The organism is Oceanicella actignis (genome assembly GCF_900111545.1).
Taxonomy (GTDB): Bacteria; Pseudomonadota; Alphaproteobacteria; order Rhodobacterales; family Rhodobacteraceae; genus Oceanicella; species Oceanicella actignis.
On the sequence record NZ_FOHL01000007.1, the window covers coordinates 138,603 to 161,419 of the forward strand.

The 22,817-nt window shown below is 71.7% G+C and carries 17 protein-coding genes; 2 read left to right on the plus strand and 15 right to left on the minus strand.

Annotation, left to right across the window (positions count from 1 at the left end; genetic code table 11):
• Nucleotides 1-34: 34 nt before the first annotated feature.
• From BMW67_RS11840 to BMW67_RS11865, 6 genes are all read right to left on the minus strand, one after another.
• Entirely contained in the window at nt 35-862 is an 828-nt protein-coding gene (locus BMW67_RS11840) for an ABC transporter ATP-binding protein (protein WP_072747750.1), read from the minus strand.
• A gap of 130 nt (nt 863-992) precedes the next feature.
• Nucleotides 993-2,282 carry an ABC transporter substrate-binding protein gene (locus tag BMW67_RS11845; protein WP_072747751.1) on the minus strand — a complete coding sequence of 430 codons (1,290 nt, stop codon included), beginning with the start codon at nt 2,280-2,282 and terminating at the stop codon, nt 993-995.
• A gap of 86 nt (nt 2,283-2,368) precedes the next feature.
• Entirely contained in the window at nt 2,369-3,445 is a 1,077-nt protein-coding gene (locus BMW67_RS11850) for a branched-chain amino acid ABC transporter permease (protein ID WP_072747752.1), read from the minus strand.
• A 4-nt stretch (nt 3,446-3,449) separates the two neighbouring features.
• Complete coding sequence (locus BMW67_RS11855; RefSeq protein ID WP_072747753.1) at nt 3,450-4,451, minus strand: branched-chain amino acid ABC transporter permease; 1,002 nt, start codon at nt 4,449-4,451, stop codon at nt 3,450-3,452.
• A 10-nt stretch (nt 4,452-4,461) separates the two neighbouring features.
• Entirely contained in the window at nt 4,462-5,220 is a 759-nt protein-coding gene (locus tag BMW67_RS11860) for an ABC transporter ATP-binding protein (protein WP_245728523.1), read from the minus strand.
• A gap of 95 nt (nt 5,221-5,315) precedes the next feature.
• Entirely contained in the window at nt 5,316-7,292 is a 1,977-nt protein-coding gene (locus BMW67_RS11865) for an AMP-binding protein (protein ID WP_072747754.1), read from the minus strand.
• A gap of 264 nt (nt 7,293-7,556) precedes the next feature.
• On the opposite strand from BMW67_RS11865, the gene BMW67_RS11870 reads away from it, so the two are divergent.
• Nucleotides 7,557-9,707, plus strand: a complete 2,151-nt coding sequence (locus tag BMW67_RS11870; RefSeq protein WP_083581420.1) for a hybrid sensor histidine kinase/response regulator — start codon at nt 7,557-7,559, stop codon at nt 9,705-9,707.
• The gene (locus BMW67_RS11875; RefSeq protein WP_072747755.1) at nt 9,704-10,417 is read left to right on the plus strand and encodes a response regulator transcription factor; all 714 of its coding nucleotides are present in this window, start codon (nt 9,704-9,706) and stop codon (nt 10,415-10,417) included. The genes BMW67_RS11870 and BMW67_RS11875 overlap by 4 nt, the downstream gene beginning before the upstream one ends.
• A gap of 469 nt (nt 10,418-10,886) precedes the next feature.
• Here BMW67_RS11875 and BMW67_RS11880 read toward each other — a convergent pair whose 3' ends face one another.
• From BMW67_RS11880 to BMW67_RS11920, 9 genes are all read right to left on the minus strand, one after another.
• A complete protein-coding gene (locus BMW67_RS11880) occupies nt 10,887-11,417 on the minus strand; it encodes an Hsp20 family protein (RefSeq protein ID WP_072747756.1) in 531 nt (176 codons plus the stop codon).
• Nucleotides 11,418-11,900: 483 nt separating this feature from the next.
• The gene (locus tag BMW67_RS11885; protein WP_072747757.1) at nt 11,901-12,689 is read right to left on the minus strand and encodes a trypsin-like serine peptidase; all 789 of its coding nucleotides are present in this window, start codon (nt 12,687-12,689) and stop codon (nt 11,901-11,903) included.
• 116 nt (nt 12,690-12,805) lie between these two features.
• Nucleotides 12,806-13,423 carry a trypsin-like serine peptidase gene (locus BMW67_RS11890; protein ID WP_177174509.1) on the minus strand — a complete coding sequence of 206 codons (618 nt, stop codon included), beginning with the start codon at nt 13,421-13,423 and terminating at the stop codon, nt 12,806-12,808.
• Nucleotides 13,424-13,743: 320 nt separating this feature from the next.
• Nucleotides 13,744-15,093 carry a glycolate oxidase subunit GlcF gene (glcF, locus tag BMW67_RS11895; protein ID WP_072747759.1) on the minus strand — a complete coding sequence of 450 codons (1,350 nt, stop codon included), beginning with the start codon at nt 15,091-15,093 and terminating at the stop codon, nt 13,744-13,746.
• Nucleotides 15,094-15,276: 183 nt separating this feature from the next.
• A complete protein-coding gene (locus BMW67_RS11900) occupies nt 15,277-16,419 on the minus strand; it encodes an FAD-binding protein (RefSeq protein ID WP_072747822.1) in 1,143 nt (380 codons plus the stop codon).
• 32 nt (nt 16,420-16,451) lie between these two features.
• Entirely contained in the window at nt 16,452-17,903 is a 1,452-nt protein-coding gene (locus BMW67_RS11905; protein WP_072747760.1) for an FAD-linked oxidase C-terminal domain-containing protein, read from the minus strand.
• 160 nt (nt 17,904-18,063) lie between these two features.
• On the minus strand, nt 18,064-18,732 hold the full coding sequence (locus tag BMW67_RS11910) for a DUF3047 domain-containing protein (protein ID WP_072747761.1): 669 nt from the start codon (nt 18,730-18,732) through the stop codon (nt 18,064-18,066).
• An 88-nt stretch (nt 18,733-18,820) separates the two neighbouring features.
• Entirely contained in the window at nt 18,821-21,034 is a 2,214-nt protein-coding gene (gene ptsP / locus BMW67_RS11915) for a phosphoenolpyruvate--protein phosphotransferase (protein WP_072747823.1), read from the minus strand.
• A 107-nt stretch (nt 21,035-21,141) separates the two neighbouring features.
• Entirely contained in the window at nt 21,142-22,407 is a 1,266-nt protein-coding gene (locus BMW67_RS11920; RefSeq protein WP_072747762.1) for an aspartate kinase, read from the minus strand.
• Between the last annotated feature and the right edge of the window lie 410 nt (nt 22,408-22,817).

Consider the following 22,817-nt stretch of genomic DNA (forward strand, 5'->3'; position numbering starts at 1 on the left):
CGAGCCCGGCGGCCGGCGACGGCGGCGAGCCTTTTCAGTTCAGCCAACGCTTGCGGCGACGATACGAGCGCACGTCGCGGAAACTCTTGCGGCCCTGCTCCGACATGCCAAGATAGAATTCCTTCACGTCCTGGTTCTCGCGCAGTTCCGCGGCCGCGCCGTCCATGACGACGCGCCCGTTCTCGAGGATGTAGCCATAATGCGCGTAGCGCAAGGCGACGTTGGTGTTCTGCTCGGCCAAAAGGAAGGAAACGCCCTCTTTCTCGTTCAGATCGCGCACGATCTCGAAGATCTCCTCGACCAGCTGCGGCGCCAGGCCCATGCTCGGCTCGTCCAGCAGAATGGTCTCGGGGCGCGACATCAGCGCCCGGCCGATGGCGCACATCTGCTGCTCGCCGCCCGAGGTGTAGCCCGCCTGGCTGCGCCGGCGCTCCTTGAGGCGGGGGAAATAGCTGTAGACCATTTCGAGGTCCTGGCGGATGGCCGCCGCGCCGTCGCGCCGCGTGTAGGCGCCGGTCAGCAGGTTTTCCTCGATGGTCAGGTGCTCGAAGCAGTGGCGGCCCTCCATCACCTGGATGACGCCGGTGCGCACCAGATCCGAGGGGCTGCGGTCCTGGATCTTCTGGCCGCGATAGGTGATCGAGCCCTTGGTGACCTCGCCGCGCTCGGACTGCAGCAGGTTCGAGATCGCCTTGAGCGTCGTCGTCTTGCCCGCGCCGTTGCCGCCCAGAAGCGCGGTGATGCCGCCCTTGGGCACGCTCAGGCTGACGCCCTTCAGCACGAGGATCACGTGGTTGTAGATGACCTCGATGTTGTTCACCTCGAGCAGCGTTTCTCCGCGCTGCGCGCTCGCCTGGGTCATGAAGCGCCCTCCCTTGCCGCGTCGCGTTCCTGCGCGCCGCGAAGCCTGTCTCGACCTTGATGCGCCGAGCGCCGGGGCGCTCGGCACGTTGTTGGCGTCGCGCGCCCGGACCGGCCGGGCGCGCCGCGGATCACTTGCAGTCGCGCGGCGTGATGCCCGCTTCCTTGGCGTAGGCCATCGAGTCTTCCTCGATCAGGCGGTCCACCACCTCGCGATCGGCGGGCATGAAGTCGGTGATCAGCTTCCACTGGCCGGCCTTCGCGTCCCACTGCTGGATGGCGCCCAGGCCCGGGCCGCCATGGTTGGCGCAGGTGACGTGGATCTCGGGGCCGAAATTCGGCAGGCCCAGCTCGGCCATGCGGGCCTGATCGACCTGCAGCGCCTCCATGCCGTCGCGCATCATGGCCGCCGTGATCTGCTTCACGCCGTGGATCTTCTGCGCGGTGCGCGCGGCCTCGGCCGCCAGCATGGCCGCGTAGAGGCCGCGGTTGTAAAGCACCGTGCCGACCTGATCGCCCGCGCCCGCGGCCTTGCCCGCGTCGATGACGTATTTCTTCAGGTCATCGAAGATCGGGTAGTTCGCGCCGACATTGTGGAAGTTGACGGCCTTGTAGCCGTCGGCGCCCTCGCCGGCGGGCTTCACGTCGTTCTCCGAGCCCGACCACCAGACGCCGATGAAGTGATCCATCGGATAGCGGATGTTCACGGCCTCCTGGATGGCGACCTGGTTCATCACGCCCCAGCCCCACATGATGACGTTGTCGGGGCGCGCGCGGCGGATCTGCAGCCACTGCGACTTCTGCTCCTGACCGGGGTGATCGACCGGCAGCAGCATCAGCTCGAAGCCGTGCTTCTTGGACAGCTCCTCGAGGGTGCGGATCGGCTCCTTGCCATAGGCCGAGTTGTGGTAGAGCAGCGCGATCTTCTTGCCCTTGAGGCTGCCGCCGTTCTCGTCAAGCAGGTGCCGGATGATGATCGACGCCGCGTCCCAGTAGGTGCCCGGGTAGTTGAACACCCAGGGGAAGACCTTGCCGTTGGCGGCCGAGGTGCGGCCATAGCCCATGGTGTGCAGCGGGATGCCGTCCGAGGTCGCCTTGGGGATCAGCTGGTAGGTGATGCCCGTGGACAGCGGCTGGTAGAGCAGCGCGCCTTCGCCCTTGGTGGCCTCGTAGCACTCGACGCCCTTCTGGGTGTTGTAGCCGGTCTCGCACTCGACGACCTTGACCTTCACGCCGCCGATGCCGCCGTCGCGTTCGTTGAGCAGCGTGAAGTAGTCGGCGTAGCCGTCGGCGAAGGGGATGCCGTTGGCGGCGTAGGGCCCCGTGCGGTAGCTGAGCGAGGGGAACACCAGATCCGCCATGGCGGGCGCGGCGCTGAGGATGGCCGCCGCCGCCAGCGCGGTGACTTTGGTGAATTTCATGTCGTTGCCTCCCTTGGGATTTCGACGGTTGAAACGCCCCGGCGAATCCGGGGTCGGATGGTTGGCGCCCGTGCGGGCCCGCCCCCTCAGTAGGGGAAGGGCCACAGGCGCAGCTTCTCCTTCGTCAGGCGCCAGAGCTGGGCCAGACCGTGCGGCTCGACGATGAGGAAGAAGATGATCAGCGCGCCCACGATGGTCAGTTCGAGATGGGCGGCGATGTCGGTCGGCCAGCCAAGCCCCCCGACCAGCAGGTTCTTCAGCGCCACGGGCATCAGCACCATGAAGGCCGCGCCGGCGAAGCTGCCGAAGATCGAGCCGAGGCCGCCGATGATGATCATGAACAGCACGAGGAAGGACTGGTTGATGCCGAAGGCCTCGGTCACCTCGGCCGCGCCCAGATAGGACGCGAAAAACAGCGCGCCCGCGACGCCGATGTAGAAGGACGACACGCCGAAGGCGCTGAGCTTGGCCTTGAGCGGATCGACGCCGATGATCTCGGCGGCGATGTCCATGTCGCGGATGGCCATCCAGCTGCGGCCGACGCGCCCGCGCGTCAGGTTGCGCGCGCCCCAGGCCAGCAGGAACAGGATCGTCAGGCAGAACAGGTAGGTGGCCCAGCTGGGCGCGTTCGGCCCCGTCACGATGACGCCGAAGACCGTGCGCTCGGGCGCGGTGATCTGCCCCGAGGCCGAGTAGTTGTAGAACCACGGCACCTTGTTGAAGAGCCAGACCAGGAAGAACTGCGCCGCCAGCGTCGCCACCGCCAGGTAGAACCCCTTGATGCGCAGCGAGGGCAGGCCGAAGGCGATGCCCACCAGTGCGGTGATCCCGCCCGACAGGAACACGACGAAGAAGATGTTGAGCTCGGGGAAGGCTGTCATCAGCTTGTAGGCGGCGAACGCGCCCACGGCCATGAAGCCGCCCGTGCCCAGGCTGACCTGGCCGCAATAGCCGGTCAGGATGTTCAGGCCCAGCGCCGCGATGCTCCACACCAGGAACGGCACGAGCACCGATTTCTCCCAGTAGCTGTTGATGACCAGCGGGATCACGCAGAAGGCCACGAACATGGCCGCGTAGTAGGCCTTGCGGTCGAAGGCGATGGGAAAGGTCTGGCTGTCGTCGGCGTAGTTCGTCTTGAAGTCGCCGGCCTCGCGGTAAAACATGGTCTCAGACCCTCTCGATGATCTTTTCGCCGAACAGGCCCTGCGGCCGGAAGACGAGGAACAGCAGCGCAAGCACGTAGGCGAACCAGTTCTCGGTCGCGCCGCCCAGCATGGGACCGATCGCGTATTCGAACAGCTTCTCGCCCACGCCGATGATCAGCCCGCCGACGATGGCGCCGGGGATCGAGGTGAAGCCGCCCAGCATCAGCACCGGCAGCGCCTTGAGCGCGATCAGCGACAGCGAGAACTGCACGCCCGACTTGGCGCCCCACATCACGCCCGCCACCAGCGCCACGAAGCCCGCGATGGCCCAGGTGATGACCCAGATCGTGCGCAGGTCGATGCCCACCGACAGCGCCGCCTGGTGGTCGTCGGCCACCGCGCGCAGCGCGCGGCCGGTCTTGGTGTATTGCGAGAACAGCGTCAGCGACACGACCAGGATGGTGGCCACGATCGCCGCCCACACGTCCAGCAGGTCGATATACATGCCGTAATAGTCGGCGCCCTCGGCCGCCCAGCCGCGGGTGACGTCCTCGAGCCAGAACGACCCGCCCGAGGGCAGCCCCACGTCCAGCTTCTTGATGTCCGAGCCCCACATCAGGTCGCCGAAGCCTTCCATGAAGTAGGCCAGGCCGATGGTGGCCATGAAGAGGATGATCGGCTCCTGCCCGACGAGGTGCCGCAGCACCAGCCGCTCGACCAGGATGGCGAAGATCACCATCACGCCCAGCGTCAGCACGATGGCGGCCAGGGCCGGCAGCTCCCAGCCGAAATGATGCACCTCGGTCCCGAAGATGGCGTTGATGAGGTGCGAGAAGGGCACCTGCCCGGTCTGCAGCCCGACCAGCGTCAGCGCCGCGAACAGCGCCATCACGCCCTGCGCGTAGTTGAAGATGCCTGACGCCTTGTAGATGAGCACGAAGCCCAGGGCGACGAGCGAATACATGACCCCGGCCATCAGGCCGTTCAGGATCACTTCAAGGGTGTTGAGAAATACGGGGCTCATCAGCGCGTCCTCAATCGTGGCTCACGCCGAGATAGGCGTCGATCACTTCCTGATTGTTGCGGATCTCGTCGGGTGTGCCGTCGCCGATCTTCTTGCCGTAGTCCAGCACGACCACCCGGTCCGCGATGTCCATCACCACGCCCATGTCGTGCTCGATCAGGGCGATGGTGGTGCCGAATTCGTCGTTCACGTCGAGGATGAAGCGGCACATGTCCTCCTTTTCCTCGACGTTCATGCCGGCCATCGGCTCGTCCAGCAGCAGCAGCTTGGGCTCGGCCGCCAGGGCGCGGCCCAGCTCGACGCGCTTCTGCAGGCCGTAGGGCAGGCGGCCGACGGGCGTCTTGCGGATGTGCTGGATCTCGAGAAAGTCGATGATGCGCTCGACCTTCTCGCGGTGCTCGATCTCTTCGGCCTGGGCGCGGCCCCACCACCACAGCTGGCTGAGCATGCCGGTCTTCATCAGCGTCATGCGCCCGGTCATGATGTTGTCGAGCGTGGTCATGCCCTTGAACAGGGCGATGTTCTGGAAGGTGCGCGCGATGCCCTGGCGGGCGATCTCGTGCGGCTTCATCGGCCCGCGCTTCTTGCCGCGGAACCAGATCTCGCCCTCCTGCGGGTGATAGAAGCCGTTGATGACGTTCAGCATCGAGGACTTGCCCGCGCCGTTGGGGCCGATGATGGCGCGGATCTCGCCCTCGCGGATGTCGAACGAGATGTCCTTGATCGCCGTCACGCCGCCGAAGCGCAGCGTGATGTGCTTCATCTCCATCACCGGCTCGCCGATGACGCGCGGCGGGATGCCGTGCTGAACCTCCTTGACGGCGTATTCGAGGTCGTCGGAAGCGGCCTCGGCGACTGTATGGGTCATGCGGCGTCCCTCCCTTGCTCGCTCCGACGCTCGAACACGGCGACGTCGCGCAGCTCGAGCGTGGCCGCGATCTTGCCCTTGCGGCCGTCCTCGTAGGTGACTTCGGTCTCGATGTAGGCCGACGGCTCGCCGGCGTAGAGCGCGTCGATGAGCGGCTTGTAACGCTCCTCGACGATGCGCCGGCGCACCTTGCGCGTGCGGGTCATCTCGCCGTCGTCGGCGTCCAGCTCCTTGTGCAGGATCAGGAAGCGGTGGATCTGGCAGCCCGACAGCATCGGATCCTGCGCCACGTCGCGGTTGACCTCCTCGATGCACTTCTGCACCCAGGCGTAGACCTGCGGATGGGCGGCCAGCTCCTGATACGAGGCGTAGGCGATGTTGTTGCGCTCGGCCCAGTTGCCCACCGCGGCCATGTCGATGTTGATGAAGGCCACGCAGCGGTCGCGCCCGGCGCCGAACACCACCGCCTCGAGGATCGGCGGGTAGAACTTGAGCTTGTTCTCGACGAACTTGGGCGCGAACATCGACCCGTCGGCCATCTTGCCCACGTCCTTGGCGCGGTCGATGATGCGCAGCTGGCCGGACTCGGGATCGATGAAGCCCGCGTCGCCCGTCGCCACCCAGCCTTCGGCGTCCTTGGTGTCGGCGGTGCTTTCGGGGTTCTTGTAGTATTCCTGGAACACGCCGGGCGAGCGGTAGAACACCTCGCCATTGTCGGCGATGCGGATCTCGACCCCCGGCCCCGGCACGCCGACCGTGTCGGCGCGCACCTGGCCGTCGGGCTGGATGGTGATGAACACCGTCGCCTCGGTCTGGCCGTAGAGCTGCTTGAGGTTGATGCCCAGCGAGCGGTAGAACTGGAAGATCTCTGGGCCGATCGCCTCGCCCGCCGTGTAGCCCACGCGCACGTTGCTGAAGCCCAGCACGTTCTTGAGCGGGCCGTAGATCAGCAGCTCGCCCAGCCAGTATTTCAGCCGCGCCCCCAGCCCGACCGGCTTGCCGTCGAGGATGTCGGGGCCGACCTTCTTCGCATGGGCCATGAACACGTCGTAGAGCCATTTCTTGACGCGGCCCGCATCCTCCATGCGGATGGCGACGTTGGTCAGGATCGTCTCGAAGATGCGCGGCGGCGCGAAGAAGTAGGTCGGGCCGATCTCCTTGAGGTCGGCCATCATCGTCTCCTGGCTTTCGGGGCAGCTGACGCAGAAGCCCACCACATAGGCCTGCCCCACCGAGAACACGAAGTCGCCCACCCACGCCATGGGCAGATAGGCCAGCACGCTGTCGGTCTCGCGCAGGTCGTCGAACTGCGCCGCGCCGCGGGCGGTGACGATGACGTTGTCGTTCGACAGCACCACGCCCTTCGAGCGGCCCGTGGTGCCCGAGGTGTAGAGCATCACGCAGGTGTCCGAGCCCTTGCCCGCGTCGCGGATCGCGTCGATGCGCGGCTCGAGCTCGGCGCGGCGGTCCTGCCCCAGGCGCTCGACATGCTCCATGCTGTGCAGCGTGGTGTGGTCGTATTTGCGCAGGCCGCGCGGGTCCAGATAGATGACGTGGCGCAGCTTGGGCAGACGGTCCTTGACCGCCAGCACCTTGTCCACCTGCTCCTGATCCTCGCACACGGCGAAGACGACCTCGGCGTGTTCGAGCACGAAGGCCATCTCTTCGGCCACGGCGTCCTGATACACCGGCACGGGCGTGGCGCCGCAATACTGCGAGGCGATCATGGACCAGTAGAGCTTGGGCCTGTTCTTGCCGATGATGGCCACATGCTCGCCCGGCTCGAGCCCCAGCGCCATGAAGCCCATCGCCAGCGCGCGCGTGCCGTCGCGCACCTCGCGCCAGGTCCAGCTCTGCCAGATGCCGAATTCCTTCTCGCGATTCGCGGGCCGGTCGCCGAAGCGGCGGGCGTTGTCCTCCAGCAGCTTCGGAAAGGTGTCGAGCGCGCTGTCCAGCGCGGCGCCTCTTGTCACGGCGATGTCCTCCCTCGGATGCGCGTTCTTCGCGCGCGTCCCGCTCCCTGTCTCGGCGGCCGGGCCGCCGGGTGCAAGTAACCCGCGCGGGCCCGAAAAGGTCAAGCGCCGACTTGCGCTTGCCCCGCGGACTCGGCCCGGCGCGCGTTCTGCGCCCCACTTAAAGCGCCCGAGTCTTGCGCCAGTTTTTCAGCATTGCAACGAATTGCAACAAGCCCCTCGCCGCGCTTTACGAACGCGCGGGCATGGTGCTAGCGCAAGAGCATGGCCCAGCATGATGGCGCATATCCCGCCCCGCCGCCGCGCGGGCCCGACGGCGCCGGCGCCGAACGGCCGGCGGCGCGCGACCCTGCGCACGACCCTGCGCACGGGCACGCGTCGGGGCAGGCGCATGGGCAGGGGCTGGGGCGCGACGACGCGGCCGACATCCCCGCCGCCGATCCGGCGCTGATCGAGGCCGGCTTCAACCTGATCCAGCAGGCGCTGACCATCTTCGACGCGCAGCTGCGCCTTGTGGGCTGGAACGCCCGCTTCACCGAGATGTTCGACCTGCCGCCCGAGCTCGTGCGCCGCGGCGCGCGCTTCGAGGACATCATCCGCTTCATGGCCGAGCGCGGCGAATACGGCCCCGGCCCGGTGGACGAGATCGTGCGCCACCGCGTCGAGCGCGCCCGCGCCTTCGAGCCGCACTATTTCGAGCGCGACCGCCCCAACGGCATGACCATCTCGATCGAGGGTCACCCGCTGGCGCAGGGCGGCTGGATCGCAGTCTACACCGACATCACCCATTACCGCCGGCAAGAGCGGCTCTTGCGCGCGCGCTCGGAAGACCTGTCCGAGCAGCTTCTGGCGCACTCGGCCAATCTTGCGCGCGCCAACCGCGAGCTGGCCGCCGCCAACGCCGCGCTGATCGAGACGCAGCGCGCGCTGATGCGCTCGGAGGCGCGCGCGCGCCTGGCCACCGAGACGACCCCCGCGCACATCGCCTACGTCAAGCGCGACTACGTCTACCGCTATTCCAACAAGCGCATCGAGGCGGTGCTGGGCCCCGGCGCCGCGCCCGCCGAGATCGTCGGCCGCCCCATGCCCCAGGTGCTGGGCGCCGAGGTGTTCGACAAGATCCGCCCCGCCCTCGACCGCGCCTTCGCCGGCGAGCAGACGCGCTGCGCCTTCCAGTTCCGCCGCGCCGACGGCGAAGAGGCCGAGGTGCGCTGCGTCTTCACCCCGGTGCGCGAACCCGACGGCGCCGTGCGCGGCGTCTACATCCTGTCGCTGGACGTGACCGAGGAAAGCCGCGCGGCGGCGGCGCTGCTGCAATCGAAGAAGATGCAGGCCGCCGCGCAGCTGACCCGGGGCCTGGCGCATGACTTCTCGAACCTGCTGACGGTGATCCTGGGCCTTCAGGGCCGCATCCTCGACGCCGGCCCCCTGCCCGACGCGGTCCGCGACGCGGCCGAGCGCACCCGCGCCGCGGCGCGCCGGGGGGCGCAGCTGATCGACCGCCTGTCCTCGATCGCCGCCGAGCGCGAGCAGCGGCGCGCGCGCGTGGACGTGGCCGATCTGCTCAACGGCCTGGTCGAGATCTTCGCCCCCTCGGCGCCGCCGGGAGTGTCCATCACGCGCGACGTGCCCGCCATGCTGCCGCCCGCCTGGCTCGACGCCGGCCAGCTGCAGGACGCGGTTCTGAACCTGCTGCTGAACGCGCGCGACGCCGTCGCCGCGCGCCCCGAGGGCCCCGAGGGCGGCGAGATCATGATCGCCGCCGCCGTCGCCGACGGGCAACTGTCGATCACGGTGCGCGACAACGGCCCGGGCTTCGACCCCGAGGCGCGCGAGCGCGCCTTCGAGCCCTTCTTCACCACCAAGGGGCGCAACGGCTCGGGCCTTGGGCTGTCGATGGTCTACGGCTTCGCGCAGGGCGCGGGCGGCGAGCTGACCATCCGCAGCGCGCCCGGCGCCGGCGCGGCGGTGACGCTGACGCTGCCCCTCGGCGCGCCGGACGAGTTCGAGCGCATCGCCCCCGGCCCCGCCCTGCCGGCCGCCATCGGCGGGCTGGCGCTGGTCGCCGACGACGACCCCGAGCTGCGCCGCATGGTGCGCGAGACGCTGCAGGAGGCCGGCTGGCCGGTGCTCGAGGCCGCCGACGGCGAAGAGGCGCTCGAACTGGCGCGCCGCGTCGAAGAGGTGGGGCTGGTCGTCTCGGACATCGACATGGGGCCGGGGATGAGCGGCGTCGAGCTGGCCGAGCGCCTGACCGCCCTGCGCCCCGGCCTTGGCGTGATCCTGACCACGGGCCTGCCGCCCGACGCGCCCGAGCGACGGCGCGCGCGCGGCCGGTTCGCGACGCTGGACAAACCCTTCGCCGCCGAGCAGCTGCGCGCCCTGCTTGCGCGGTCCGCGACGGAGCCCGCATGACCGACGCCCCGCTGATCGCCGTTCTGGACGACGAACCCGAGGTGCTGGAGATCCTGCGCGGCGCGCTCGAGGGGGCGGGGCTGCGCATGCGCGGCTTCTCGACCGCCGCCAGCTTCGAGCACGCCCTGCCCCGCCTGCGCCCGGCGCTGTGCCTGGTCGATCTGGGCCTGCCCGACAAGGACGGGCTGGCCCTTGTCTACAAGCTGGCGCAGGAGCAGGGCGCGCTCGTGATGATCGTCTCGGGCCGGCGCGGGGTGCAGGACAAGGTCGCCGGGCTCGAGCTGGGCGCCGACGACTACATCGTCAAACCCTTCGACCCCGCCGAGGTCGTGGCCCGCATCCGCGTTCTGCTGCGCCGGGGCGAGCGCGCCGCCAGCCCCGGCCGGCGCAGCCGCGCGCGCTTCGGCGGCTGGAGCGTCGATTTCGACGGCCATGCGCTGACCGCCCCCAACGGCGCCGAGGCGCGGCTGTCGCGCGCCGAGGGCGAGATCCTGCGGCTGTTCCTTGAAACGCCCAACCGGCTGCTCTCGCGCGCGCAGATCCAGGACCGCATCGGCGGCGGCGCCGGGGAAGGGTTCGACCGCGCCATCGACGTGCGGGTCTCGCGCCTGCGGACCAAGCTGGGCGACGACCCCAAGAACCCCAAGCTGATCCGCACCATCTACGGCGCGGGCTACATCTTCGTCGGCGACGTGACCTGGGAGGGCTGAAAAGGGTCTTCCCCGCCCAGACCTTGCCAATGGCGCGGCGCCCATGCGCCGGCTCACCGCTCGGCGCCGGTTCTCGCAAGTCGCCGCCCGATCCCTTCGGAAGCGATGAAACGGCGGCCGATGAGGCGGCGAGCCGGAGGGCGCCGAAGCGCGCACCGACCAGGCGGCCCTCAATGAAGGGGGACGAACGCGCGCCCCGCGGGCGCATGCGCACAGAGCGCCGCAGGGCGCGCCCGCACGATCGCGCCGCGGCGGGCGCCGGACCGCCCGCGCCGCGCCGAAGGGGGGCGAACGGGCGGCGATGCATGGCGGGCGGGCCCCGGCGCCGCTTGGGGCCGACCGCGCATCGCCGCGCCCAAAGCTGTGCGCGCCTCAGGCCGCAACAACGACCGATGGCCGCCCCACGGCGCGCGCATCAAGCGGCTGGAGCGGGGGCCCGACGCGGACCCCGGCTCGCGCGGCGAAGCCGTCAGGCCTGGGCGGGCGCCTCGGCCGGCGCGGCGTCGCTCGGCACCGCCTGCGCCTCTTCGGCCGCGGGGGCGTCGTGCCGGATGGCCGCCTTGCGCGGCGCGTCGCTCACGATCTCGATCCGGCGCGGCTTGAGCGCCTCGGGCACTTCGCGCACCAGATCCACATGCAGCAGCCCGTTCTCGATCCGGGCGCCCACGGCGCGCACATGATCGGCCAGCTGGAAGCGCTTCTCGAAGGCGCGCGCGGCGATGCCGCGATGCAGGAAGGTGCGGCCGCGCTCCTGCTCGTCCTCGACCTTGCGGCCCGAGATGGTCAGCTGCCCGTCGCGGGTCTCGACGCTCAGCTCATCCTCCGAGAACCCGGCCACGGCGACGGTGATGCGGTAGGCGTCCTCGCCGGTCTTCTCGATGTTGTAGGGCGGATAGCCGCCCTGCGCCGTCTCGGCGGCCAGAACGTTGTCCAGCAGGCTGGCCAGCCGGTCGAAACCGATGGTGGTGCGGTAGAGCGGGGTGAAATCGACGTGCCTCATCTTGGTTCCTCTCCTCGGTCAGAGCGACAGGATGGCGGGTCCTCCGCATCGGACGGACCCTTGCGCGCCGCCGGGCCCGAAAGCGGCGCCGGGCGGCGCAATGGATATGGGCGCCCCCGCGCGGCCGCGCAAGAACGGCGCGCCCGCGGCCGGCCCCCGTCCCGCCGCGTTCGATGCGGGCCATGTGCGGCCCCCGCCGCGCGCGCCGCGGGGGCGCGCCGGCGGCGGCTTTCGGCCCGCACCGCCTGGCGACCCGCAGACCGCCGTCCAGAATTCGCGCCGACGACCTGGCCCGCTCCGGCCGGGGCCATCGACGCCCGGCGCCTTGCGGGCGCCCCGCGGGGCGGTCGATGCGGCGCGCCCGGAAGGGGGCCGGAGGCGCCGCGAAGATCGGCCTGCCCGCGCAAGGGATGACGGGCGCGGCGGCAAGAGGCGCGGGGCCGAGGACCTGCCCAACTTCCCCGCCGCCCCGCGCGGCGGGGATCAGCGCGCGGGCGGGCGGCTGCTTTTCCAGGCGCCTTGCGCGCCAGGGCGCCCGGGCGCCGCCGTCTTGCGTGCGGGGATCCCGGCGTCGAACGCCGCGCGAAGCGCCGCGAAGGCCGGCCCGAGCGCGACGGCGTAGCTCTTGCCCGCGCCGCCGGCGGTCAGAATAGCGACGGCCCGCGCGCCGCCCTCGTCCGCCATCACCACGGGCGCGCCGGAAAAGCCCGCCGGCGCCCGGCAGCCAAGGCGCAGGATCCGCGCATCCCGCGCCTCGAGCGGGCACCGCCGAAGCGACAACCGTCCATCCGCCCCATGCCCCGGAAGGATCAGCGTCGCCCCCGGCGCCGGCGGCGCGCCCGGCGCGGCCAGGGCAAGGGGGGCGACGGCGGCGCGATCGATCGGCGCATCAAGCTCGGCCAGCGCCAGGTCGGCGGCGACCGATTCGTACGAAGGATGCGCGCCGCCATGGACATAGCCGGGCAGGAGCGCGCTGCGCCGAATGGCGCGCGCGGCCCCCGCGCCCCCCGGCCCGCCCCCGGCGCGGAAGCGCAGCCGCGCATCGGGCAGCCGCGCGCCGCGCCGGTCGAACAGGCAATGCGCCGCGGTGACGATCAGAGCGGGCGCGACCAGCGCCGCGGTGCAGCGCCCGCCGCCCTCGGCCTCGAGCCGCCCCACGCCGGTCAGCGCCGCTGCCCCGATGGCCGGCCAGCCGCGCGGCGGCGCCTCAGGCCCGGCGCCGAGCGCGGACCCCGCCGCCAGCGCCGCCCCCAGCGCTGCCGCCCGAGCCACCGCCCGAGCCGCCCCCCGAGCCGCCGTCAGCGCCGGCGCGCAGCTGCGCCGCGCCGCCCCGGCTGCGGGCGCCCGAGCGCGCATGCGGCCGGCGCTCGGGGTCGGGCGCGGCGCCCTCATCGCCCCGCCTCCATGGCGCGCGCGCGGGCGATGAGCGGCGCCAAGGCCTCGGCCGCCACGGCCAACGCATGCCCGTCCGGGCCGCGCGCCACGATCACGCCAGCCAGGAACGGGCCCGCCGCGCCGCGCGCGATCAGCGGCGCGCCCGAAGAGCCCGGCGGCGCCGCGCAGCCGATGCGCATGAGCGCCCCGCGCCGCGCCAGAATCCGGCAGCCATGCTGGATCGAAAGCGCCTCGGGGCGATCGACCCCGTAGCCGACCGTCAGCGCCAGCGGCGACGTCGCCGCCGACAAGGGGCCGAGGGCAAGCGGCGGCGCCTCGTCGACCGCGGCGTCGAGCACGACCACAGCCACGTCCTCGGCACGGCCCGACGCCCCCGGCGGCGACAGGGCGGCCCGCCCGCGCCGATACGCCGCATGACGCCCGCGGTCATGACCAAGAAGGAAATGCAGCCTTTCGGGCGCCAGCGCGCGGCCCGAAACCGGGTGGCGCAGGCAATGCGCCGCGGTCGCGATGAGGTCGGGCGCGACAAGAGTCGCCGTGCAGAACCCCCGCCCCGCCAGGTTGAGCCGCCCGACCGCCCGCCAGGCGCGCGCCTCGTCCGGGTTGGCCATGCGGCGCGCGCCGGGCGGCGCGTCGCTTGCGGCCGCGGCGCCCAACGGGGCTGCCGCCGCAGCCGCAGCCGCCAGCCATGCCATGGCGGCGCCGCCAAGGCGGCGAAGGGTCGAGCAAGGGCGCCGGTTCGCGAGCATGGCGCGATCATGCCATGGCGGCGGGTCCGGCGCACCCCCGCCCGCCGCGCCATCCGCGGATCGCGGGCGATGGGCCGCGCCGGGCCCCGCCCATGCGCGCGCTGCGAGCCGGCGGCTGGCGCGGGTTCGGGGGCGCCGCGCCCCGGCCGCGTCCGCTTCGCGGGCGAAGACGCGCCCGACCTTCAGCGCGCGTCGGCCGGCATGCGGAACCCGCCCGGCTGCCTTGCCTGCGCCGCGCCGCCCGCGGACAGGGCGCGCGGCTCGGGCCCGCCCGTGGCCCAGTCCAGCAGCTCGACCGTATGGACGACCGGCGCGCGCGATCCCGAGCCGATCTGCACCATGCAGCCGATGTTTCCGGCCGCGATCACGTCGGGGCTCAAGGCCTCGAGCGTGGCGACCTTGCGCGCCTTGAGCTGCTCGGCGATCTCGGGCTGAAGCAGGTTGTAGGTGCCCGCCGAGCCGCAGCACAGATGCGCGTCGGCGGGCTCGAGCACCTCGAACCCCGCCTGGCGCAGCAGCGCCTTGGGCTGGCGGGTGATCTTCTGCCCGTGCTGAAGCGAGCAGGCCGCGTGATAGGCCACCCGCAGCGGGCGCGGCGCGGCGGCGCCCTCGGGCAGGCCCAGCTCGGCGACAAGCTCGGTCACGTCGCGCGCCATGGCCGCGACGGCGGCGGCGTCTTCGGCCAGCGGGTCGCCCTCGAACATCGCGCCGTAATCCTTGACGGTCGTGCCGCAGCCCGAGGCGTTGACGACCACGGCGTCAAGGCCCTGGCCGCGCGCCTCGGCCATGAAGGCGCGGATGTTGCGGGCGGCGGCGGCGTGGCTGTCGCGCTCGCGCCCCATGTGGTGGGCCAGCGCGCCGCAGCAGCCCGCGCCGCGCGGCACGACCACATCGCAGCCGAGGCGGGTGAGCAGGCGGATCGTCGCCTCGTTGATGCCGGGGTCGAGCGCGCGCTGGGCGCAGCCGATCATCAGCGCCACGCGCGCCCGCCGCGCGCCCTGGGCGGCGAACACCTGGGGCGCGTCGGCCGGGCTGGGCGGCGGCAGGCGGCGCGGGGCCATGCGCAGCATCGCCCTGAGCCGCGCATCGGGGACCAGCGCCGCAAGGGGCCGCGCCAGCCGCGCGGCGCGCAGCGCCAGGCGGAAGCGGCCCGGATGGGGCAGGATCCAGGCCAGCGTCCAGCGCAGCAGCCGCTCGAAGGGCGGCCGGCGGTAGCGGCGCTCGATATAGGCGCGGGCCTCGTCCACCAGGTGCATGTAGTTCACCCCCGAGGGGCAGGTGGTCATGCAGGCCAGGCAGCTGAGGCAGCGGTCGATGTGCCTGACGGTGCGCGGATCGGGGTCGCGGCCGCTTTCGAGCATCTCCTTGATCAGGTAGATGCGCCCGCGCGGGCTGTCGAGCTCGTCGCCCAGCACCTGATAGGTGGGGCAGGTGGCGGTGCAAAAGCCGCAATGCACGCAGCTGCGCAGGATCCGGTTGGCGCGGGCGATGCGCGGATCGGCCAGCTGCTCGGGGGTGAAGCGGGTCTGCATCGGGGGCTCCTCGGCTGCGCTCGGATCAGGCGGCGGGCGGGCGGGCGGAAACGGGCGCCGCACGCGCCGCACGCGCTGCGGCGCGGGGGCGGGCGAACGCGCGCAAGATCAGGCCCGCCCCGCCGCGGCGGCGCGGGGCCTGGGCCGGGGCCGCGCCATGCGGGCGCGCGGCGGCGACGCGGCTCATGACGCCATCAGGCCGGGGTTGAGCACCCCCGCCGGGTCGAAGCGCGCGCGCAGCCCGGCGGCCAGCGCGTCGGCGCCGGGGCGCGGATGAAACGCGCCCACCGCCGCGCGCACCGCGTCGGACGCGCGCACAAGCGTCGCATGGCCCTGCGCGGCCTCGGCGGCGGCGCGCACAAGGGCGGCGCCGGCGTCGTCCTGCTCGGGGGTCAGCAGCCAGATCAGCCCGCCGCCCCAGTCATAGAGCGCCTCGACCGGCCGCTCGACGCGCAGGCGCGCCACCGCCGCCGCCGCCATCGACGGCCGCGCCGCCACGCGCCACACCGCGCCAGGCCGCCCGGCGAAGGGGGCGCAATCGCGCACGTCGCGCCAGGAAAGGGGCCCCTCCTCGGCCGTTTCGACGTCGCCGAAGGCCGCGAGGCGCTCGCGCAGCCGCTCGGCGCGGGCGCGCACCGATCCCTCGAGCCCCTCGAGGCGGATCATGGTCGGCCCGCCCGACAGATGCGCCGCCGCGCTCACATCCCATGGCGAGGTCAGCGCGGCGCTCATGGCGCGGATGGCGGTTTCGTCCTCCAGCCCCTCGAGCCACAGCGTGGCGGCGCATTCGGGCGCGGGCAGCACCTTGAAGGCGATCTCGGTCAGAACGCCCAGCGTGCCATGGGCGCCCGCCATCAGCTTGACGAGGTCGTATCCCGTGACGTTCTTCATCACGCGCCCGCCATTCTTGACGACCCGGCCGCGCCCGTCGACGAAGCGCACGCCCAGCATCAGATCGCGGCACGCCCCCGCCTGCACGCGGCGCGGCCCCGAGGCGTTGACCGCCGCCGCGCCGCCGATGGTCGGCTCGCCGTCCGTTCCCAGAAGACGCCGGTGATCCATGGGTTCGAAGGGCAGGATCTGGCGCTCGGCGGCCAGCGTCGCCTCGATCTCGGCCACGGTGGCGCCGGCGGCGGCCACGATCGTCAGCGCGCCGGGCTCGTAGAGGCGCACGCCGCCCAGGCGCGCCACGCTCAGCTCGGCCGCCGCCTGCGACGGGCGGCCCAGCGCCAGGCGCGTGCCGCCGCCGCGAATGCGCAGCGGCGCGCGGCGCGCGGCGGCGGCGGCGACCATGGCCGCCAGCTCGGCCTCGTCGGCGGGGGCCAGGACTTCCGCCGCCCCCGGAACGGCCCCGGCGCTCATGCCGCCGCCCCCTTGCGCGCGCGCCGCGCCGCGCTGGCTTCGAGCGGGAAGACCTTGGCCGGGTTGAGGATCCAGTCGGGATCGAACACGTCCTTGACCAGCATCTGCGCATCCAGATCGTCGGGCGCATACTGGCGCGTCATCAGATCGCGCTTCTCGACGCCGACGCCATGCTCGCCGGTCAGGCAGCCGCCGGCCTCGACGCACAGGGTCAGGATCTCGGCCCCCAGGCGCTCGGCCTTCTCGAGCTGGCCGGGCGCGTTGGCGTCGAACATGATGAGCGGGTGCAGGTTGCCGTCGCCGGCGTGGAACACGTTCGCCACGTCCAGCCCGTATTGCGCCGACAGCTCGGCCATGCGGCGCAGCACGTCGGGCAGGGCCGAGGTCGGGATGACTCCGTCCATGCACAGATAGTCGGCCACCTGCCCCGTCGCGCCGAAGGCGGCCTTGCGGCCCTTCCAGATGGCGGCCGACTGCTCGGGCCCCGAGCTTTCGCGCATCTCGAGCGGATCGTGCCGGGCGGCCACGGCCTTGATGCGGGCCAGCTGCTCGTCGATCTCGGGCTCCGAGCCCTCGACCTCGACGATCAGCAGCGCCTCGGCGTCCAGCGGGTAGCCCGCGCCGACGAAATTCTCGGTCAGGTGAATGATGCGGCGGTCCATGAACTCGATCGCCACGGGCAGGACGCCGGCGCGGATGATGGCGGCCACGCATGCGCCGGCGGTGACCGGGCTGTCGAAGGCCAGCAGGATGGGGCGCGCGCCCTCGGGTCGGGGCAGGATGCGCAGCGTCGCCTCGGTGACCACGCCCAGCTGCCCTTCCGAGCCGCAGACGACGCCCAGCAGGTCCAGCCCCGGCTGCTCGAGCGTCGGCCCGCCCAGCTCGACCACCTCGCCGTCGGCCAGCACCATCTTGACGCCCAGAAGGTTGTTGGTGGTGACGCCGTATTTCAGGCAGTGCGCGCCGCCCGAATTCATGGCGATGTTGCCCGCGATGGCGCAGGCCAGCTGCGACGAGGGGTCGGGCGCGTAGAAGAAGCCCAGATCCTCGACCGCGCCGGTGACCGACAGGTTGGTGCGCCCGGCCTCGACGCGGATGAAGCGGTCCTCGGGGCAGACCTCGAGCACGCGGTTCATGCGCGACACGCCCAGCACCACCGAGTCCGCCGTGGGCAGCGCGCCCCCCGCCAGCCCGGTGCCCGAGCCGCGCGGAATGACGCTGACGCCCTCTTCATGGCAGATGCGCATCACCGCGCTGACCTCTTCGGTGCTGCGCGGCAGCGTCACCGCCATAGGGGCGCAGGCATAGGCGGTCAGCGCGTCGCAGTCATAGGCGCGGGTCTCGGCCGGGTCCGAGATCAGCGCGTCCTCGGGCAGCGCCTCGGCCAGGCGGACCAGGATGCGCTCGCGCCGGGCAAGCACCTTGGCGTCGGGTTCGGGCATCTGCATGGCGGGACCTCGTTCGCAGCGGCGGGCGCGGGCGCGCCCGAAGAATTGGTCCGATTATGTGACCAATTTCCCCGCATGCCAAGCCGCAAGCGCCCGCGCGCGGCGGCGGCGCATCGTCGCGCGCCGCTTTTCCGCCCCGCGGAAGGCGCGGCGGCGGGCCTCAGCCTCCGGCAAGGGAGGAGACCGGCGACAGGCGCAGATCCTCGAGCCGCGCGCGCAGCGCCGAGTCGGTGTCGTCGGCGTCCGCCGACACCGCCAGCCCCACAAGGCTTGCCGCCGGCGCGCCGAAGGCGCGGCGGTGGTCGGCGTCAAGATCGACCTGCTCGGCGAAGGCGCCCTCGCCCGCCGGGCGCAGCGCCACCGTGCGCCCGCGCGCGCCCAGATAGGGCGTCGGCAGCACGGCCCCGCGCGGATGCGCGCCGCCCCAGACATACATCAGCACCCGCGCCTCATCGACGTCCAGCAGCGCGCGGATGCCCTTGCCGCGATGGGCGCGGGCGATCTCGGCCGGCATGAAGATGAAATAGAGCGCCAGGTTGCGGTCGTCGCCGCCCCTGCGCGTCAGATCCGTCGGCGGCACGCTGCGCGCCACCGACCAGCGCCAGGACGCCGCCCGCGCGCCCCATGCCGCTTCGGGCAGCGCCGACCACAGCATCGAGACCGTGCCGTCGGCGCGCACCTCGAGCGACGTTCCCCTCGTGCGCCACTCATTGCCGAAGAACAGCGAGAACCGCTGCTCGGCCCATCCGTCGAAGGACACCGGCGCCCAGGCCGGGGCGGCCCCGGCCAGGCAGACCGCCGCCGCGGCGGCCATGATCGTTGCGCGCATCGCTGTTCGGCTCCGTCGTCGCCCGCCGCTTCCCGGCGGCCATGCGCAAAAGGGTGATGCGCCGCGCCGCCGGGTCAAGGCGGCGCGCTCAGCCCGGCCGCACGACGCCCGCCTCGGCCGCCCAGCGGGTCAGCGCCTCGCGCAGCGTCGCCGCGCCCTCGGCCAGCGCGGCGTCGATGACCGCGCGCGCCTCGTCCAGCCGGGCGGCGCGGATCGCGCTCTTGACCGGGCCGACCGAGGCCGGGCGCATGGACAGGACCCGCACCCCCATCGCGGCCAGCGCCAGCGCCTCGAGCGGGCGGCCCGCATCCTCGCCGCAATAGCTCAGCTCGGTTCCGGCCTCGGCGCAGCGGCGCACGATCAGGTCGACGAAGCGCAGATACGCCGCGTCGAGCGTGTCGTAGCGCCGGCGCACGAGCTCGTTCTCGCGATCGGCGGCGAAGAAGAACTGCTTGAGGTCGTTGCCCCCGATCGAGATGAAATCCGCCTCGCGGAAGAAGGCGTCGGGCGCGAAGGCCAGCGAGGGGGTCTCGAGCATGGCGCCGATGCGCAGCTCGCTCGGGACCGGGCGGCCGCGGGCGCGCTCATTCTCGACCTCTTCCAGAACCATGTCGCGGGCGGCGAAATACTCGGCCGCCTGGGCCACCAGCGGAAACATGACCCGCAGCGGCCGGCCCCGCGCGCCGCGCAGCAGCGACTGGATCTGCATGCGCAGGATCATCGGCCGGTCCAGGCTGATGCGGATCGCGCGCCAGCCGAGCGCCGGGTTCGGCTCTTCGGGGCGTTGCAGATAGGGCAGCACCTTGTCCGAGCCGATGTCGAGCGTGCGGAACACCACCGGCTTGCCCCGCGCGGCGTCCAGCACGCGCGAATATAGCGCCGCCTGCTCCGAGCGGCGCGGCACGGTGCTGCGGATCAGGAACTGAAGCTCGGTGCGGTAAAGCCCCACCCCCTCGGCGCCGCTCGATTCGAGCGAGGGCAGATCGGTCATCAGCCCCGCGTTCATCATCAACGCGATGCGCCGCCCATCGAGCGAGACGGCGGGCTTGTCGCGCAGGCTCTCATACAGCTCCTGCGCCTGGGCGCGCATCTCCATCTTCTCGCGGAAGGCGGCAAGCACGCTGTCCTCGGGGCGCAGATGCGCCACGCCCAGGTCGCCGTCCACCAGGATCACGTCGCCGGGGCGCGCCTCGGCCGCGACGCCCGCCGCCTGCAGCACCATGGGGATGCCCAGCGCGCGCGCCACGATCGCCGCATGCGAGCCGATGGAACCCTCTTCGAGCACCACGCCCTTCAGCTTGCGCCCGTATTCCAGCAGATCGCCCGGACCGATGTTGCGCGCCACAAGGACGGCGTTCTCGGGAACCGGCTCGCGCCCGCCGTCGCCGACCAGCTTGCGCATCAGGCGGTTGGCAAGGTCGTCAAGGTCGTGCAGCCGCTCGCGCAAATAGGGGTCGGCGACGCGCTCGAGCCTGGCGCGGGCGGCGGTCTGCTCGCGCTCGACGGCGACCTCGGCGCTCAGGCCGCGGTCGATCGATTCCAGCATCCGCCGCAGCCAGCCCTTGTCATGCGCGAACATGCGGTAGGCCTCGAGCACGTCGCGATGCTCGCCCGGATTGCCGACCAGATCGCCGGTCACCATCCGGTCCACCTCGCCGCGCAGCGCCTCCATCGCCGCCTCGAGGCGCGCACGCTCGACGGCGGGGTCCTCGGCGACGGGGTTCTGCACGGCCACGCGCGGCTCGTGCAGATGCACCACGCCCATGGCCGCGCCCTCCTGCCCCGAGACGCCGCGCGCATAGAAGGGGCGCCGGTGCGCGCCGGCCACGTCGGCGTCGGCTTCGGACAGGAAGGCCCCGAGCTCGGTCATCTCGGCCAGCACCATGGCGATGACCTCGAGGCCGTGCATCTCGTCCTCGGTGAAGACGCGGCTGGCGCGGTTCTGCACCACCAGCACGCCCAGCACCGCGCCGAGCCGCTGGATGGGGACGCCGGCGAAGGCGTGGTATTCCTCCTCGCCCGTTTCGGGCAGATACTGGAACCCGCGCTCGTTCATCGCCTCGGCGGTGTTGATGGGCTCGGCGCGCTGCGCGATCAGACCCACCAGCCCCTGCCCCACGCGCAGCCGCGCCGCGTGCACGGCGCTGGCCTTCAGACCGTGGGTCGCGCACAGCTCGAGCGTGCGCTCGCCGCGGCGCAGATAGATCGAGCACACATCCGTGCGCATCGACTCGGCGATGAGGCGCACGATGCGGTCGAGCCGCTCCTGCGGGCCGCCCGGCTCGGCCATGACGGCGGCCATGCGGCGCAGCAGCGCGCGCGAACCCTCGCCGCGCTGCGCGCCCGGATCGTGCTGCGATGTCGGCGCGTCGTCGTCGGGCACCTGGCCCTCCTGCCTGGATGCGTCGGTCAGCCTTCCAGCCGGTCGGCGGTCTTGTCCAGATCGAAGGCGTCGTGCAGGGCCTGCACGGCAAGCTCCATGTATTTGCGGTCCACCAGCACCGAGACCTTGATCTCGGAGGTGGTGATGACCTTGATGTTCACGCCCTCATCGGCCAGCGCCTTGAACATGCGCGCGGCCACGCCGGCATGCGAGCGCATGCCGATGCCCACCACCGAGACCTTCGAGACCTCGGTGTCGGCCACCAGGTCGCGGTAGTTGATGGCGCCCCTGGCGCGGGCCTCCTGCAGCGCCTTCATGGCCTTGGGCACGTCGTCCACCGAGCAGGAGAAGGTCATGTCGGTGCGCCCCTCCTCCGAGATGTTCTGGACGATCATGTCCACGTTCACCCCCGCCTCGGCCAGCGGACCGAAGATGGCGGCGGCCACGCCGGGGCGGTCGGCCACCGAGATGAGGGTCAGCTTCGCCTCGTCGCGCACATAGGCGATGCCGCTGACGGCCCTGGATTCCATGATCTCCTCCTCGTCGCAAACGAGCGTGCCCGGCTCGTCCGAGAAACTGCTCAGCACCTGAAGCCGCACCTTGTAGCGCATGGCCAGCTCGACCGAACGGGTCTGCAGGACCTTGGCGCCCAGACTGGCCAGCTCGAGCATCTCTTCATAGGCGATGCGCTCGAGCTTGCGCGCCTTCTTGGTGATGCGGGGGTCGGTGGTGTAGACGCCGTCCACGTCGGTGTAGATGTCGCACCGCTCGGCGCCCAGCGCCGCGGCCAGCGCCACGGCCGAGGTGTCCGAGCCGCCGCGGCCCAGCGTGGTGATGCGCCCGTCGGGGCCAAGCCCCTGGAACCCCGCGACGACGGCGTGCAGGCCCTCGGCGAACTTGCGCTCGAGCGCTTCGGTGCGGATTTCCTCGATGCGGGCGGCGCCGTGCGAGGCGTTGGTCAGGATCGGCACCTGCCAGCCCTGCCACGAGCGCGCGGGCACGCCCATCTCCTGCAGGACGATGGACATGAGGCCGGCGGTCACCTGCTCGCCGCTGGCGACGACGGCGTCGTATTCGCGCGCGTCGTAGAAGCTGCTTTCGCCCTCGCCCTCGGTCGCGGCGGCCTTGCGCACCAGCCCGACCAGCTCGTTGGTCTTGCCGGCCATGGCCGAGACCACGACCGCGACCTCGTAGCCCTTCTCGACCTCGCGCTTGACCTTGCGCGCGGCGTTGCGGATCCGGTCCAGATCGGCGACCGACGTGCCGCCGAATTTCATCACAAGCCTGGGCATGTTCGCAAAGGCCCCCCTGCGCCCTGTCGTCGGCGCAGGTCATAGAGGATGGGGCCCTTGCGCGCAAGCGCGCCCGAGGGCGCGCGCCCGGCTTCAGAGCATCAGATGGATCGCGGCGGCCAGCAGGGCCATGAAGACGATGTCGGCGGCGAACAGCGCGCCCATGCGCGAAACGGTGGAAAAGGTCATTGGAAACTCCATTGGCGAATACCCGAGGATGAAACGCGGGAACAGCGGCAAGCCACGAACGCGGCGAGCGGATCGCCAATCAAGAAAACATGAAACGATTTTAGTGCAAATTCCTGTCTGAGTTAACGGGAATGCGACCAGAATTAACGGCGGGGCGCGGAAAACCGGACCCGGACGCAGCCATGACGCGAGCGGGAATCGGCGCGCACGCCCGGAAGGCG

Excerpts from the sequence above, each read along its gene's own strand:
- BMW67_RS11840 (WP_072747750.1), bottom strand. The coding sequence starts at position 862 with ATGACCCAGGCGAGCGCGCAGCGCGGAGAAACGCTGCTCGAGGTGAAC.
- BMW67_RS11845 (WP_072747751.1), bottom strand. The coding sequence starts at position 2,282 with ATGAAATTCACCAAAGTCACCGCGCTGGCGGCGGCGGCCATCCTCAGC.
- BMW67_RS11850 (WP_072747752.1), bottom strand. The coding sequence starts at position 3,445 with ATGTTTTACCGCGAGGCCGGCGACTTCAAGACGAACTACGCCGACGAC.
- BMW67_RS11855 (WP_072747753.1), bottom strand. The coding sequence starts at position 4,451 with ATGAGCCCCGTATTTCTCAACACCCTTGAAGTGATCCTGAACGGCCTG.
- BMW67_RS11860 (WP_245728523.1), bottom strand. The coding sequence starts at position 5,220 with ATGGAGATGAAGCACATCACGCTGCGCTTCGGCGGCGTGACGGCGATC.
- BMW67_RS11870 (WP_083581420.1), top strand. The coding sequence starts at position 7,557 with ATGGCCCAGCATGATGGCGCATATCCCGCCCCGCCGCCGCGCGGGCCC.
- BMW67_RS11875 (WP_072747755.1), top strand. The coding sequence starts at position 9,704 with ATGACCGACGCCCCGCTGATCGCCGTTCTGGACGACGAACCCGAGGTG.
- BMW67_RS11880 (WP_072747756.1), bottom strand. The coding sequence starts at position 11,417 with ATGAGGCACGTCGATTTCACCCCGCTCTACCGCACCACCATCGGTTTC.
- BMW67_RS11890 (WP_177174509.1), bottom strand. The coding sequence starts at position 13,423 with ATGGCCAACCCGGACGAGGCGCGCGCCTGGCGGGCGGTCGGGCGGCTC.
- glcF (WP_072747759.1), bottom strand. The coding sequence starts at position 15,093 with ATGCAGACCCGCTTCACCCCCGAGCAGCTGGCCGATCCGCGCATCGCC.
- BMW67_RS11905 (WP_072747760.1), bottom strand. The coding sequence starts at position 17,903 with ATGCAGATGCCCGAACCCGACGCCAAGGTGCTTGCCCGGCGCGAGCGC.
- BMW67_RS11910 (WP_072747761.1), bottom strand. The coding sequence starts at position 18,732 with ATGCGCGCAACGATCATGGCCGCCGCGGCGGCGGTCTGCCTGGCCGGG.
- ptsP (WP_072747823.1), bottom strand. The coding sequence starts at position 21,034 with ATGGCCGCCGTCATGGCCGAGCCGGGCGGCCCGCAGGAGCGGCTCGAC.
- BMW67_RS11920 (WP_072747762.1), bottom strand. The coding sequence starts at position 22,407 with ATGCCCAGGCTTGTGATGAAATTCGGCGGCACGTCGGTCGCCGATCTG.